Here is a 13,557-nt window from a genome sequence, read left to right on the forward strand (position 1 = left end):
CTTGTGTCAACTGCATAATTCATTAGCAAAACACCCCCTAATAACTAAGCTAATTCCTCTGATAAATAACTAAGTAATTGGCAATTTATGTTAAAATTATAATTTGGATTGTGAATTAGTGTACTTAAAGTAACGGGTGCGTTTCTTCCGGAAGGAGTATGCACCCTTTTTGTTGAAATTTAGGGCAGGACAGTTGAAAAATAAATAAACATAGAGAACGTAGACTTTTAATAGGGGGGATTATGTGGAGATTTTTGGAATTATAGGATTCACTTTTGGAGCATCAGGATTTATTTTTGGACTTATTGCTTTTACAACGGCGTTGACTAATAGTAACAAAGTAAAAGAGCTTGAAAAGAGGATTTATGATTTAGAAGAAAAATAATAAATAATCTTCAAGTAAAGGGTAGCTTTAGTATTAGAAAAATTAATCGATTTTAATACTAAGGAACATATTTAAGTTATCCTTTAAGGGCGTGATTGTTGTATATCAGATATATTCTTATAACCGTAATCAAATATTACTAAAGGAAGAAAACAACGTTTCTTCCTAGAAAGGTTGTTTTCTTCTTTGCTTTTGCTTCAATGTAGCGATGCGTAGCTTGGCTTCCAGAGCGCCTTCGTGCATGGCTACATGATGAATATGCTTGCAAGAATCGCTTCTTCGAATAGAGGGCGGGGCTCTGGAGACCGCGTCGGAACGTGAGTGGAGGTCGTTGTCGGAGGAGACGCGGCCGGCTGCTTTGCTGAAACTACTTTGAAATTGATTATCCTCACACTCTTAAAAAAACTACAAAAGTCGATTCCTCCTTATTAGAAGAATCGACTTCTGATAATAAAACTTATTGACTTATTGTAGAAAGAATCTAACCTAATATTTTCCCAATTTTTTCACCGAGTTTTTCGTTACCAGATTTAGATCCAATCTTCTTACCAATTTCTCCACCAATAGTCTTTGAAATCACTTTCCCTAACTTTCCACCAGGTTGTCCCATTAATTTATGAATAAACATAATACTTCACTCCTCTTATTTTTTTATTATTATTTTTAATATCTTTTTTGTTATTTCAACCAAGTCTACATCCTGCTCTTTCATTCTTTTCTCCTCCTCCTTTGAATGAAATAAAACCTTATAATCTCTTCAAAATACTAGATGCACTAACTCCATACATACCTGCAACCTTGCTTGCTGCCTGATCCTTTGACATTCCCTCCGCAATTAACTTTAAAACTAAGATAATAATTTCAATCCATTTAACCATACTCATTTTTATCCACTCCTTATTTTTATTTATTAGTCATTAACGATTTCATTTACGCCTTTAGCTGCTAATCCACTACCTACTGCTACTGTTGCACCATCTGCGACTGCCATTGCTGTTAAACCACTGGCTACGGCGGTTCCTGTTGTTGCTAATCCTGCGGTAACTGCAATAGCCCCTGTTGTCGCTGCTGCAACTGCTGCTCCTCCAACTACAAGTGGCGCTGCTGCCACCGTTAATACTCCACCGGCTACGTATCCTAATCCTTTTAATAAGTTCATGATTATTTCCTCCTAAATTTTTAGATATAATGTTAGATTTTTTTAAAACTGATGTATGTAAGACTATGCTTGTTGTAAGAAGTGTTACTTACCAAAGAAGCCTGCTACAGCTCCGCCTATTAAACCTATCGTTCCACCAATTGAAGCTCCAGCACCTGTTCCAACAGTTGCTCCAAATACTGTTCCTACTGGACCTACTACCGAACCTCCTATTGCAGAAATGCTACCGGCTACTGATCCACCTATTGTTGCTCCTGTTGCCCCTCCAATTACTGCACAATCCCTAGCATTTTGAAACCTTTCCTTCATACTCATTTTGATTACCTCTATTTTGATTATTCTTTTGTATATTCTTATGATTTTTCTTTTGATTAGTTCCTATGACCTTATTATATGAACTATTCATTATAAAATCGAATCTCGTATTTGGTCATATTTTCCTATATGTTTTTATTTTTCTAAAAATTTCCCTTGTTTTCTTTTATTTTCTTATTTTTTCTTAATATTTCGCTATTTTTCATATGTTTTTCGAATTGACAACTCAATAGAACAATCATAAGATTAAATCAAATGAACTTGAAATACATAAAGGGGATGATTTTGATATGGAAACATTTCAATTGACTCGAAAGGAAATGGCCAATCTACTGCTGGCATTACAAAAAGAAAATGATTTATCTCCAGTAGGGGTATTAAAAGAAGCTTGGCTTAAGAGGCATCCAGATCTAACAGAAAATGAAGTGGCTTCAGCCTTTATGGCTACTCAATTACCGTCGATCTTTGAGAAGTTGATTAAGGCTGGGAAAAGGGAGATTACATTATCCATTAACGACATCGTTTCTTTAGGGAATCAAATTGAACACACTACATTTTCACTAACAGCTGTACAGAATTGGGTGAAGAGGGATGCCAAAGATATTATTGGGTCTCCGGAATATGGGAAGAAATATTCTTTGGATCAGGCTGCAATTCTTTTTATCGTTGATGATTTAAAAACGGTGTTAGACTTTACATCTATTAGACAGCTATTAAAAATGCTATTTAACAATCCAGAAGATCGAAAAGATGACTTGATATTCCCTTTGGATTTTTACTTAGCTTATGCAAATATTTTTGAGGATTTAGATCCAGATGGGGACCAAATGATAGAAGCAGAAGAGGTAGATCCAACATTGGCTTTAATCAAGAAGGAAAAAACCTTAGAAGCTCTTATCGAAAAACGAGCTAGACAATATGCTGATCAACTTGAAAGGCTGACTGATAAACAAAAAAATCTATTAGTAAATGTACTTGTTGTTGCGACCCTAACTATTCAACTCTCTTTCCTTCAATCTCTAGCACGTCGATATACAAGCACAACCTTATTCCTTTTAAACCAATAAAAAAGGTGAAGCCTCATGCTTCACCTTTTTGCTTGTTTATCCTTCAACTCAAAAAGTTGTAACCAAAAATGTTATACTTTCTTAAAATTCCTTAATTCCTCTTCCAACTTCATTTTTTCTTTAATGAATTCTTCATCATTCATTAAGTCCTGTTGTAAATCTTCTATTTCTAGTATTTCAAATAAATCAGATTTAATTTTTTCATATTGTATTAATGCTTCTGAAGAATCTAATTTATATTGATCCTGTATTTCTTTAATAGCATTATCTCTAATAAACCAACTGGGTAGTCGATCTTTTGACTTTCTAAATCGGGATACAAGATGTGTTAATACGGATTGATCCTCTAAATCCATTGAATTCTCAACATTTGTAATGGGAGTTGAATTTAATATCGTAGTTATGTATCCAATTGGATTATCAATATCCTTACGATTTTGAATTTTCTCGAGTAATGAAAGAACATTATCCTGACCATGTTCTGCCCATTTCCCAATGATTTCATTAGGTATGTTAACTCCCAATTTCATCCCTAACTTTTTTACTCTATCTATAAATAAATTGGATAATTTAACCTCATCAGGATTTTCATTAAAAAATGAAAGCTGCAGCTCTTCTTTTTTGGACGTTTTATTGGTTAATATGATAAATTTAACTTTTTCTACCCTTCTTTTGAACTTCACTTCTTCAAATTCAAAATAAATATCGGTCTTTTTCTTGAGTTCCTTTTGAGCTGGAATAATGACTCGTTGCTTAAAATTACCGTACGCAGGATAAATATCCTCTACGCCTAATAACTTTCTTAAATCAGATAGCGAGAAAGTCCTTTCCTTTATCTTTTCATATTGTTTTAACAATTCATAAAGGCGGATAGCATAAGAGCTTTTCAATTTAACTACATTTTCTAGTCTATAGCTTGTAAATTCTTTTTTTAACTCTAGTAGATATGGACGGAGAAACGGATCAAATCTAAGATCAATACTCCCCTCAGTCTCGTTATAAGCAACATAACTTAACCAAGCGACCTGAATTACCTTATTATCAATACGAATTTCAAAAACCTTTTGCATTAATTCCTTAGTGATTCTCTTTAACTCACTATATTTAGGGGCACCAGTTAAACCTAACAAATTACAAAATTCCCTAACCGGTAAAGTATATGTTTTAAAATCATTATCAGTAGGTTGAATAGTACTAGCCAAACTAAGAATTATTTTCTGTTCTATAATACCCAGTTTATAGTTAGCTTCAATAAGCTTATTTGATTTCGTTACAAGATTGCTAGTCTTTGCTTCTAAAATATTTGTAGATAAAACCAAGAGTTATCCCCCCTTATATATAGATTATGACAAATATTTAAATATAACGGAAGTGTTTTTTCGTTATATATAACACTTTTTTATTTAGGAACCAAAAATGTTATAGTTCTGAGCGTCTTTACCATGGTTGAAACCAAAAATGTTATAGTTCCGATCATCTTTGTCATAGGTTGAAACCAAAAATGTTATAGTTCCGATCATCTTTGTCATAGGTTGAAACCAAAAATGTTATAGTTCCAATCACCTTTGTCATAGGTTGAAACCAAAAATGTTATAGTTCTGGTCACCTTTATCATAGGTTGAAACCAAGAATGTTATAGTTCCTATCATCTTTGCCATGGTTGAAACCAAAAATGTTATAGTTCTGGTCACCTTTATCATAGGTTGAAACCAAGAATGTTATAGTTCCTATCATCTTTGCCATGGTTGAAACCAAAAATGTTATAGTTCTGGTCACCTTTATCATAGGTTGAAACCAAAAATGTTATAGTTCCGATCATCTTTGTCATAGGTTGAAACCAAAAATGTTATAGTTCCGATCATCTTTGCCATAGTTGAAACCAAAAATGTTATAGTTCCAATCACCTTTGTCATAGGTTGAAACCAAAAATGTTATAGTTCAAACCATTTTTGTTATAGTTGAAACCAAAAATGTTATAATTCGAACCATTTTTGTTATAGTAGGGAACCAAAAATGTTATAGTTCAAACCATTTTTGTTATAGTTGAAACCAAAAATGTTATAGTTCAAACCATTTTTGTTATAGTTAAGCCCTCGAAAGCCTTATGATTACTAGATTTATAGCCTCCGAAAACAAATAAAACATTAAAAACAATTAAAATAATATATGTAAAACATTCACAACAAAGGTCTGTGTGTTATATAAAATATATTTTAGAAATCCTTCCTTTAAAAAAGGTTATGTATTTACTCGACAATTAACAAATTGCCTCATAATACAAAAAAGGAGGTTTCCCCCCTTTTATTATTTATTCTCACTTAAATACTTCTCCAAAGCTTCCTCAATCAAAATATAAATATTCTTCTCCTGCACAAGAGCCTGCATTTTCAATTCTTTATGTAGATCCGTTCTTAAATCAAACGATACGCGCTTTCTTTCCACTTTCTTTTCTTCCTTCCTTGTTTCGATGATTTCTTGGTTAGAAGAAACGTTCTTTTCTTCCTTGTTTTCTTCTCCTACTGTTTCAGCTAATGCCTGTGTGGGGGTTATAGTTTTTTGTTGCCGTTTCATATTCTTAATGTCGTTCACTCTTGACACGTTCAATCAACTCCTTGTAGAAGTGTTTATATTGTTCTAATGCTTGCTTTAATTCAGGGTTTTCATTAAAACCGTATAAAGCTAATCTACCAGTTGGCGCTTTTCTTGTAATAATCGTTTTGAAAACATCACTTGGATAATCTTCTTCAATCATTTCATTGAAGGCCTTAGCGTCGCTACGCCTTATATCGTTTAGTGTTCTAAGAATACCAATGACCTGTGTATCGCGTTTTCCAAATTCATTTGCGCTAACTACAGAATCCATGAAATTTGGAATCGCCGAATAACACCAGTTTGAGCATTCAAATAAAACTACAACATACTCACTGGCACATAAAGCATTTGTGGTTTGCTCACTTAATGAAGGAGGAGTATCAATGATAATAAAGTCGTAATCATCACGAACCTGATCTAAAACTGCATCTAAAACCAAACTCGGATTACCACTATATCGAATGCTTTCTCCTTTATATGTTTTCCCGGTATAAAGCCATCGAGGTAATGTTGCTAAGAAATTATTTGCTGGGAGCAAATCAAGTTTATCAGTGATAGGAACTATAAAGCTTTTTACATCATTTTGTTGCATTGCCTCTAACACTGATTTGCCTATAAATTCATTAGATGGTTGTTCGGATAAAAGTTCAGTTAGGTTACCTTGGGAGTCCATGTCTATTGCCAGCACGCGGTAGCCATCCTCTTTTAACAAATAAGCTAGGATGCCTGTAGTAGTGGATTTTCCACAGCCGCCTTTCTGTATACCCATTGTAATAGTAATCGCCAACCTTCCCACCTTCCTTTCTTCCAACGTTGTTTTCTTCTTTTCTTCTACTTCCATATTATATAAAATAATCCTTCACGTTAATAGAATTTATTATAGAAAAACACTAGATTTTTTTAAAAGTAGATAGCGTTTCCATTTCTATTACGTCAGTGTGTAGTGAGATACTAGTCCCGTAAAATCTAATTTGATTGTAAAAAAATAGCGAAAATTGTCTAGAATGTTTTGAAACTATAATATATAATGTTTGAATTAATAATAAATTCACACTATTCTGATGCATTTTAGTAAATTGAAGCAGAAAAATATAATTTTTAAGTTTCAGTTTGCTTCTATAAAAAATTACTTCAAGGAGGGTATCTAATTGAAAAAAAGTTCTTTGCTAGTATTAAGTTTTTTATTAGTTTTATCACTAGTACTTTCAGCTTGTTCTGGAGGAAGTAAAGAAACATCTGGAGAAAAAAGTAAGAGTGGTGATTCTAAAAAAGGTGGCACATTGGTTTATGCTCGAGGTGCAGATTCAGTCTCACTAGATCCTATTAATGTAACAGATGGTGAGTCTATTCGTGTCACTCATGAAATCTTTGAAACCTTATTTGAATTTGATGGAAATCTAGAATTACAACCAAAATTAGCAGAATCGTATAAAACCTCTAAGGATGGTTTAACATGGACTGTTACTCTTAAAAAGGGTATTAAGTTCCAAGATGGTACAGACTTTAATGCTGAAGCAGTAGTATTTAACTTTGAAAGATGGATGGATCCTAAAAACCCGTACCATAAAGGCGGTGACTTCCCTTACTATCCATTCTTGTATGGTGGATTTAAAGGTGATCCGACTCATAAACTTGAATATGTAAAAGCAGTTGATGATTCTACTGTTGAATTTAAGTTAGTTGAAAAAACAGCTTCATTTATTAGTTATTTAGCAATTCCAATGTTTGGTATCGCTAGCCCTGATGCTATTAAAAAATATGGAGAAAAGTTTGGAGAAAATCCAGTTGGTACTGGACCATTTAAATTTAAAAGCTGGTCTCGAAATGAAACTGTAGTATTAGAAGCCAATGAAAATTATTATGTTAAGGGTAAACCATATTTAGATCAGTTAATTTTCCGTGTAATACCAGATAATACATCACGCTTAGGGTCACTTCAAAGTGGAGAAGCTGATATAATCGATGGTTTAAATCCAGATGATGCAACTGTAATTGAAAAAGATAATAAATTAAAACTTGTTGTACGCCCAAGCTTTAATATTGGTTATGCTGTTTTTAATACAGAGAAAAAACCATTTAATGATGTAAAAGTTCGCCAGGCTATTAATATGGCAATCAATAAAAAGGAATTAATTGATGCATTCTACAATGGTTATGCAGAAGTAGCTAAGAATCCACTTCCACCAACACTTTGGGGATACAATGATAAAATTGAAGACTACAAATATGATGTTGATGCTGCAAAGGAATTGTTAGCAGAAGCAGGTTATCCTGATGGATTTAAAACAGAACTTTGGGTAATGAGTAACCCGAGACCATATATGCCTCAACCAGCAAAAACAGCTGAGGCAATTCAAGCACAATTAGGAAAAGTAGGAATTGACGTAAAAATAGTTTCATATGAATGGGCTACGTATCTTGATAAAACAAGTAAGGGAGAGCATCAAATGGGATTGTTCGGTTGGACAGGAGTTATGGCTGATCCAGACAACTTCTTATACCCTAACTTAAGTAGCACAAATGCAGTAAAACCTGCTAATAACCGTGCATTCTATAAAAACGAGGAATTTACTAAGTTATTAGAAGAATCTCGAGTAACGTTTGATCAAGATAAACGTATTGCTCTATACGAAAAAGCTCAAGAAATTTTCCATAAAGACGCACCTTGGGTTCTCATTGGACATACAACCCCTCCAATTGGACTAGCTAGTTATGTTGAAGGGTTTGAGGCTCATCCAATGGAAAATGATGATTTTACAGGTGTTTATTTAAATAAGTAATTTTAATTATGAAAGAACCCTTACCTCTATTGAAGTAAGGGGTTCTTTTTACGCTAAGGAGGTCAACTAGATGTACGATTTATTAAAAAGCTTATGCGACATTGTTGGACCAAGTGGCTTCGAACAAGACGTTCAACGATTTATCCTAAATGAAATTAAAGATTATGTTGATGAATATCATGTGGATCCTGTAGGAAACTTGATTGTTAAAAAGAAGGGGAATTCCCCCGATTTTCCTTCATTATTAATCGCGGCACATACAGATGAAATTGGATTTGTTGTTAAGAAAATTGAGGAAAACGGTCTCCTTCGATTCGAAAAAGTAGGTGGCTTCGATGATCGTATTCTTCTTTCCTTACCAGTTATGGTTAGATCAGAATACGGACCAATATATGGTGTAATCGGAACAATATCTGCACATTATGTTAAATGGGATGATCCAAAACGTATTGCTAGTCATAGAGATTTATATATTGATATTGGTGCTAAATCAGCTGAAGATGCAAAGGAAATGGGGATTAAGGTTGGTCAACCAATTTCATATGGTACGGAGTTTAAAAGAATTGGTAAGAATCGTGTTATAGGTAAGGCTCTAGATGATCGCTCAGGTTGTGCTCTTTTAATTCGCTTACTTAAGGAGTTAGAAGGAAACAATATAAGTCATGGTGATATATACGGAGCATTTACAGTTCAAGAAGAGGTAGGGCTGAGGGGAGCCTCTGTAGTATCAGCAGCCGTACAGCCAGACTTTGCTTTAGCGCTTGATACGACTCCTACAAGTGATACATTCGATGTTTTAATGAAAGGAACAAGGGTATTAGGTAATGGCCCTTGTATTAAAATTGCTGATATGTCGCTTATTGCCCATCCACTTATAACAAAGCATTTAGAAAAGGCAGCATTAGAGAAGAACATTCCTTATCAAATGGAAGTATTTATGGGAATCGGAACAGATGCTGGTGCCATCCATATGACTAATAAAGGAGTATCATCTGGAGTTATCTCTATTCCTTCGAGATATACTCATACTCCTATTGAAGTGGTAGATTTAGAGGATATGGAAAACTCATATAAATTGCTACATCAATTTGTTATTACCCTAGATCAACTGAAAGGGAAGACATTTTTAGATACATAAAAAATTGGAAAATTGATAAAAATGAAAAAATGAATCGTTTTTTATGCGTAAATTTCATTTTTTCTAGGCGAAAATGCAATTTTCAGGGGGAAAACCACCTTGAAAATTGTATTTTCACGTTTTGATTTTTTCTTAGTTAATACCTAAGATTATATTTAAGAAAGAGAATTCCTCCCCCTTAAACGTTAACGTTTTTCCACATTCACCATTTATATATCCCTTAAAATTAAAACTTTAATGAATAACACTTCCAAATTTCATCTAAGATGTACTTTTTTCATGTTTTGTAGCTCTCTTATGCGGTTTTTCATTATTTACGTTGTAAAAGGAAAATAGTCTAACAAGCTGAATTGGTCTATTTTTTTGAGTAGATGATATATTTCGCGCTGAAAATACAAAGTGGAAAGGATGATTTATTTGGATTGGAAAAAAATCGAAAGGTTCATTTCGTTAGGCCAAGCGTTTATCCCAGTAAATGCAAAAAACAAAGGTGATTCTGTTCAATTATTTTATAATGATGGATCAATCGATCTTCTGGATATGCCATGTGAATCGTTTTTAGCTAAGCTGCTTTATTATTTTGGCACAAGTATCTCTGCTAATCGCAACAGATATGGAAAGCTGGTCGGAAAAAAACAGCTAGTTCCAATTGTTTTATCCTATGGTATTACATTAGTTCCTTATAATGTCCGTGAATCAATAGGGAGACAAACCAAGATAGGATGGTTTATTGCAAAAGAGATATCTTGCTTTTGCAAAAAGTCTAGCCATGAAACACTCGTCCATTTATCAAAACACGAAATAAACGTAATGCATTCTGAAAAATTCTGCTTTGATCAGTTGAAAAATGCACGATGCATCGAACTATGCTATGGAGAAATACATGAGCCACACAGAAAAAAATGGCTCTTTTCAGTAGGGTGAAATCCCTGCTTTTTTGTTGTTACAGGCTCTAATTCATTTGTTTTTAAAAAGTACCAACATAGAAATAGATAAATTGCCGGATATATAGTTTCTTTCTAAGTGAAAGCCCTTTTGAGATGGACAATAGAAAATCGTTATATTAGAGGCACCAATATGAAAGGGGGAAACAAACTATGGCAGTAGAAGGAATTGTAAAAAAGGCACTTGTTTTATCTTTCGAAGAAGGTGTCAATGAAAAAGGCGATCCAATCATCAAAAAGTACACTTATTCAAGCGTTCAAACTGATGCTGCACCTCAAAAATTAGCAGATACTGCAACTGCGATTTCTAGTTTGTATAAAGGAACACCACTTGAAACTACTACAGTTGATACTAATATCTTAGTCTAATTTAGGTTTTATCGAATAGGAAAGGAGGTCGTTAAATATGGCTAAAACTCTAGAGTTGAGTTTTGAAGGACGTATTAAGCCTGTGAAGATTATTGTTAGAAATCCGAAAGATTCACTTACACCAGCAGAAGTTAAAGCTGCCATGGATAGTATGATTCAGTCGAATATATTTAGCAACGCTCTAGTTAGTGTTGTAGGAGCAAGATATATCGATCGTACAACTCAAGATATTGAATTAATGTAATTTTGGACGGAAGGTTATAAGCCTTCCGTTTTGATTCATTTATAGGGGAGGAGTGTAGATAATGGAGAGCATGGATTGGGTAAACATGATTGGACAAGTCGGATTCCCGATTTTAGTAAGTATTTACTTACTCCATCGGATGGAAAGAAAGTTAGATCAGCTGTCACAATCCATTAACGACCTGGCTATGTCCCTAAAATAATTCTGCTTAAAAGGAAGGGGAGTAATTAGTTGGATGCAAATGCGCTTTTAGATAAGGCAGAAAAAAAGCTGTCAGGTGTTCATTCATCAATTGCAAATAAAGCAAGGGAATTAATAATCAAAGCACATGAAGAAGGAATTTTTATTATCATTACCCAGGGTCTGCGCACGATAAAGGAACAAAACGAATTATACGAGCAAGGCCGTACCAAGCCTGGTAAGATCGTTACAAATGCTCGTGGAGGGTATTCCTATCATAATTATGGTCTTGCCTTTGATTTTTGTGTTTGCGATATAGTCGGAGGAAAACTAGTTCCGAATTGGTTCGTTGATAAAAGGTGGAAACGAGTTGGAGAACTTGGTAAGAAACTTGGTCTTGAGTGGGGTGGGAGTTGGACTAGCTTTAAAGATTATCCTCATTTTCAACTAACATTCGGCCTCTCTCTTAGCCAATTAAGAAATGGAGTGAAACCACCAGTGGCTAAAGATACAAAGGGAAAATTAAAGAAATATTATCTTATGACCGGTACTTTTAAAAGTAAGCAAGAAGCTGAAAAGGCTGCAGAAAGTGTTAGAAAAAAATATGGCTGGCTTGTCTATGTTAAAGAAGCATAATCCCACCAGAAAATTGCAGGTGGGTATTTTCTTGGAAACAAAAAATCTGACACAAGCTAGTTATGTCAGATTTTTCACTTTATCTAAATGACTTATTTTTCAAGAGCTATATATGTTTTATAAATTATCTATTAAAGGTCCCAAATCTTACATATTTGCTATATAAATAGGGAGGTGTCATATTTGCAAACGGTCCAACCGATTAAGGATAGAGAAAAAATAGAGGCCATCAAAAAAATTTTACGAGCATCTTCTCTTCGAAATGAACTGTTATTTGTCTTGGGTATTAATACTGGGCTAAGAATTAGCGATATTCTTTCTTTAAAAGTAGCTGATGTTTCAACCAAAAAAGGGGTAGTTGATCGATTAGAATTACGCGAAAAAAAGACAAATAAGAAGCGTGTAATTGCCCTTAATAAAAAAACGCAAAGACTAATTCAACGTTATTTAGACCTTGAACGACCCTCTGCTCAATATAATGAGCCATTATTTCGGAGTCAAAAAGGAGGAAAAGCAATTAGCCGGCAGCATGCTTATGAAATATTAAATGAAGCAGCCCGATCAGTAGGTGTCACAGAGCGAATAGGGACCCATTCATTACGAAAAACCTTTGGATACTTTGCATATAAACAAGGGATAGATTTGTCTATGATTCAAAAGCTTTTAAATCATTCCAGTCAAACTGAGACTTTAAGGTATATTGGTATTACACAAGAACAGATGGATGAAGTTGTTTTAAACTTAGATCTATAATGGGTTAACCTAAATTAACTAAGTTAACCCATTATGAAATATATTTGATTTAGTTAACTCTAAAATTGAAGGTGTTTTTCTTTTTGATTTCGATTTTGCGGTTTTAAACTGAGTTAAGTTTCTTCTTATATAGAAAGAAGAAGTGTATAATGCGATTACTCGATGATATTTTTTATCTTTAATCCTTAGTTAAACCAATGATGTCGGTAAAATGTATCTCTTCATAAGATAGATCCTCCCTTTTTATCCGTAATTTTTTGTTGAGTTGAAATATATCTGTGATATATCCACTTACCTCTTCTGGAAACCCTTCGTTATATAACTTGATTTTGACTAGAAAGTTATATTCTTTAGCTAAGGCAATAAGATTTTCAAATTCTTCAATTTGATTTTCGTCTAGGCAAGGTTTCGATTGCTTGTAATATTCCTTTTTAAATTCTCTAATCATTTTTGAATGCTCCGGTAAGAAAGAGGCTGCATTCCACTTTATTAATCCTCGATCCTTTAAACCACTCATTTTATTCCCTCCTTTAATATTTATTATATAGAACAAATGTTCGCATATTATATATAAAAAACAACTTTTAATTTTTTTGTTTTAGGAGTTGACTTATGGATAACATAATAGTAATATAGTAAAAGTCGTCGCTAAACGGCGATGAAAAAACGAACGAAAATGTTAATATATAAGGCTTCAAAAAAAGATAACCTTTAGGTTCACTTTGATAAATATTATTTCAAAAAAATAATATTGACGGTTTTGAAATCATTTGATATATTAATAACTCGTCTCAAAATAGTTCTTTGAAAACTAAACAAAAGCAGAAACGTCAACGTTAATTCTATTTATAAATGAAGAGCTAATCTTACTCTTTTTCGGAGAGTTTGATCCTGGCTCAGGACGAACGCTGGCGGCGTGCCTAATACATGCAAGTCGAGCGAATCTGAGGGAGCTTGCTCCCGATGATTAGCGGCGGACGGGTGAGTAACACGTG

At 33.7% G+C, this 13,557-nt stretch carries 18 protein-coding genes and 1 rRNA gene; 11 read left to right on the plus strand and 8 right to left on the minus strand.

The genetic code is table 11. The features are described 5' to 3' along the window. The first annotated feature begins 244 nt into the window (after nt 1-244). Complete coding sequence (locus tag BQ6100_RS21530; RefSeq protein ID WP_173719946.1) at nt 245-385, plus strand: hypothetical protein; 141 nt, start codon at nt 245-247, stop codon at nt 383-385. A 481-nt stretch (nt 386-866) separates the two neighbouring features. Here the strand turns inward: BQ6100_RS21530 and BQ6100_RS21375 are convergent, their stop codons facing one another. The 4 genes from BQ6100_RS21375 to BQ6100_RS20560 all read right to left on the minus strand — a co-directional run bounded on the left by BQ6100_RS21375 (nt 867) and on the right by BQ6100_RS20560 (nt 1,859). Next, nucleotides 867-1,013, minus strand: coding sequence for a hypothetical protein (locus BQ6100_RS21375; protein ID WP_159433191.1), 147 nt, complete (start codon nt 1,011-1,013; stop codon nt 867-869). A 118-nt stretch (nt 1,014-1,131) separates the two neighbouring features. Continuing rightward, the gene (locus BQ6100_RS21380; protein WP_159433192.1) at nt 1,132-1,269 is read right to left on the minus strand and encodes a hypothetical protein; all 138 of its coding nucleotides are present in this window, start codon (nt 1,267-1,269) and stop codon (nt 1,132-1,134) included. A 26-nt stretch (nt 1,270-1,295) separates the two neighbouring features. Further along, nucleotides 1,296-1,544, minus strand: coding sequence for a hypothetical protein (locus BQ6100_RS20555; RefSeq protein WP_075983657.1), 249 nt, complete (start codon nt 1,542-1,544; stop codon nt 1,296-1,298). An 84-nt stretch (nt 1,545-1,628) separates the two neighbouring features. Then, a complete protein-coding gene (locus BQ6100_RS20560; RefSeq protein WP_075983658.1) occupies nt 1,629-1,859 on the minus strand; it encodes a hypothetical protein in 231 nt (76 codons plus the stop codon). A 290-nt stretch (nt 1,860-2,149) separates the two neighbouring features. Between BQ6100_RS20560 and BQ6100_RS20565 the strand changes: the two genes are divergently transcribed. Further along, a complete protein-coding gene (locus BQ6100_RS20565; RefSeq protein ID WP_075983659.1) occupies nt 2,150-2,926 on the plus strand; it encodes a DUF1836 domain-containing protein in 777 nt (258 codons plus the stop codon). Between the two features lie 71 nt (nt 2,927-2,997). On the opposite strand, the gene BQ6100_RS20570 is transcribed toward BQ6100_RS20565, so the two are convergent. From BQ6100_RS20570 to BQ6100_RS20580, 3 genes are all read right to left on the minus strand, one after another. Beyond that, nucleotides 2,998-4,245 carry a replication initiation protein gene (locus BQ6100_RS20570; protein WP_075983660.1) on the minus strand — a complete coding sequence of 416 codons (1,248 nt, stop codon included), beginning with the start codon at nt 4,243-4,245 and terminating at the stop codon, nt 2,998-3,000. 985 nt (nt 4,246-5,230) lie between these two features. Next, the gene (locus BQ6100_RS20575) at nt 5,231-5,524 is read right to left on the minus strand and encodes a hypothetical protein (RefSeq protein ID WP_075983661.1); all 294 of its coding nucleotides are present in this window, start codon (nt 5,522-5,524) and stop codon (nt 5,231-5,233) included. Next, nucleotides 5,502-6,305: a ParA family protein gene (locus BQ6100_RS20580; protein ID WP_075983668.1), complete on the minus strand. Its 804-nt coding sequence runs from the start codon at nt 6,303-6,305 to the stop codon at nt 5,502-5,504. Before BQ6100_RS20580 ends, BQ6100_RS20575 begins: the two co-directional genes overlap by 23 nt. A gap of 361 nt (nt 6,306-6,666) precedes the next feature. On the opposite strand from BQ6100_RS20580, the gene BQ6100_RS20585 reads away from it, so the two are divergent. The 8 genes from BQ6100_RS20585 to BQ6100_RS20620 all read left to right on the plus strand — a co-directional run bounded on the left by BQ6100_RS20585 (nt 6,667) and on the right by BQ6100_RS20620 (nt 12,562). Further along, on the plus strand, nt 6,667-8,298 hold the full coding sequence (locus BQ6100_RS20585; RefSeq protein WP_075983662.1) for an ABC transporter substrate-binding protein: 1,632 nt from the start codon (nt 6,667-6,669) through the stop codon (nt 8,296-8,298). A 70-nt stretch (nt 8,299-8,368) separates the two neighbouring features. Next, entirely contained in the window at nt 8,369-9,436 is a 1,068-nt protein-coding gene (locus tag BQ6100_RS20590) for a M42 family metallopeptidase (RefSeq protein WP_075983663.1), read from the plus strand. A 417-nt stretch (nt 9,437-9,853) separates the two neighbouring features. After that, a complete protein-coding gene (locus tag BQ6100_RS20595) occupies nt 9,854-10,360 on the plus strand; it encodes a hypothetical protein (RefSeq protein ID WP_075983669.1) in 507 nt (168 codons plus the stop codon). A gap of 173 nt (nt 10,361-10,533) precedes the next feature. Then, complete coding sequence (locus BQ6100_RS20600) at nt 10,534-10,749, plus strand: DUF1659 domain-containing protein (protein WP_075983664.1); 216 nt, start codon at nt 10,534-10,536, stop codon at nt 10,747-10,749. 37 nt (nt 10,750-10,786) lie between these two features. Beyond that, on the plus strand, nt 10,787-10,993 hold the full coding sequence (locus BQ6100_RS20605; RefSeq protein ID WP_075983665.1) for a DUF2922 domain-containing protein: 207 nt from the start codon (nt 10,787-10,789) through the stop codon (nt 10,991-10,993). A gap of 61 nt (nt 10,994-11,054) precedes the next feature. Further along, nucleotides 11,055-11,195 carry a YvrJ family protein gene (locus tag BQ6100_RS20610; RefSeq protein ID WP_099421397.1) on the plus strand — a complete coding sequence of 47 codons (141 nt, stop codon included), beginning with the start codon at nt 11,055-11,057 and terminating at the stop codon, nt 11,193-11,195. Nucleotides 11,196-11,224: 29 nt separating this feature from the next. Next, nucleotides 11,225-11,809 carry a M15 family metallopeptidase gene (locus BQ6100_RS20615; RefSeq protein ID WP_084780624.1) on the plus strand — a complete coding sequence of 195 codons (585 nt, stop codon included), beginning with the start codon at nt 11,225-11,227 and terminating at the stop codon, nt 11,807-11,809. Nucleotides 11,810-11,983: 174 nt separating this feature from the next. Continuing rightward, complete coding sequence (locus tag BQ6100_RS20620; RefSeq protein ID WP_235816602.1) at nt 11,984-12,562, plus strand: site-specific integrase; 579 nt, start codon at nt 11,984-11,986, stop codon at nt 12,560-12,562. Between the two features lie 178 nt (nt 12,563-12,740). On the opposite strand, the gene BQ6100_RS20625 is transcribed toward BQ6100_RS20620, so the two are convergent. Next, nucleotides 12,741-13,079: a YolD-like family protein gene (locus BQ6100_RS20625; protein ID WP_075983667.1), complete on the minus strand. Its 339-nt coding sequence runs from the start codon at nt 13,077-13,079 to the stop codon at nt 12,741-12,743. Between the two features lie 356 nt (nt 13,080-13,435). On the opposite strand from BQ6100_RS20625, the gene BQ6100_RS20630 reads away from it, so the two are divergent. Then, nucleotides 13,436-13,557 (plus strand): 16S ribosomal RNA (locus tag BQ6100_RS20630); the annotation flags it as partial.

It is taken from the genome of Bacillus massilinigeriensis (assembly GCF_900117315.1).
GTDB lineage: Bacteria > Bacillota > Bacilli > Bacillales > Cytobacillaceae > Bacillus_BE > Bacillus_BE massilionigeriensis.

Coding starts and splice junctions, on each gene's coding strand:
- BQ6100_RS21375 (WP_159433191.1), bottom strand. CDS start 1,013: ATGTTTATTCATAAATTAATGGGACAACCTGGTGGAAAGTTAGGGAAA.
- BQ6100_RS21380 (WP_159433192.1), bottom strand. CDS start 1,269: ATGAGTATGGTTAAATGGATTGAAATTATTATCTTAGTTTTAAAGTTA.
- BQ6100_RS20555 (WP_075983657.1), bottom strand. CDS start 1,544: ATGAACTTATTAAAAGGATTAGGATACGTAGCCGGTGGAGTATTAACG.
- BQ6100_RS20560 (WP_075983658.1), bottom strand. CDS start 1,859: ATGAGTATGAAGGAAAGGTTTCAAAATGCTAGGGATTGTGCAGTAATT.
- BQ6100_RS20565 (WP_075983659.1), top strand. CDS start 2,150: ATGGAAACATTTCAATTGACTCGAAAGGAAATGGCCAATCTACTGCTG.
- BQ6100_RS20590 (WP_075983663.1), top strand. CDS start 8,369: ATGTACGATTTATTAAAAAGCTTATGCGACATTGTTGGACCAAGTGGC.
- BQ6100_RS20600 (WP_075983664.1), top strand. CDS start 10,534: ATGGCAGTAGAAGGAATTGTAAAAAAGGCACTTGTTTTATCTTTCGAA.
- BQ6100_RS20605 (WP_075983665.1), top strand. CDS start 10,787: ATGGCTAAAACTCTAGAGTTGAGTTTTGAAGGACGTATTAAGCCTGTG.
- BQ6100_RS20610 (WP_099421397.1), top strand. CDS start 11,055: ATGGAGAGCATGGATTGGGTAAACATGATTGGACAAGTCGGATTCCCG.
- BQ6100_RS20625 (WP_075983667.1), bottom strand. CDS start 13,079: ATGAGTGGTTTAAAGGATCGAGGATTAATAAAGTGGAATGCAGCCTCT.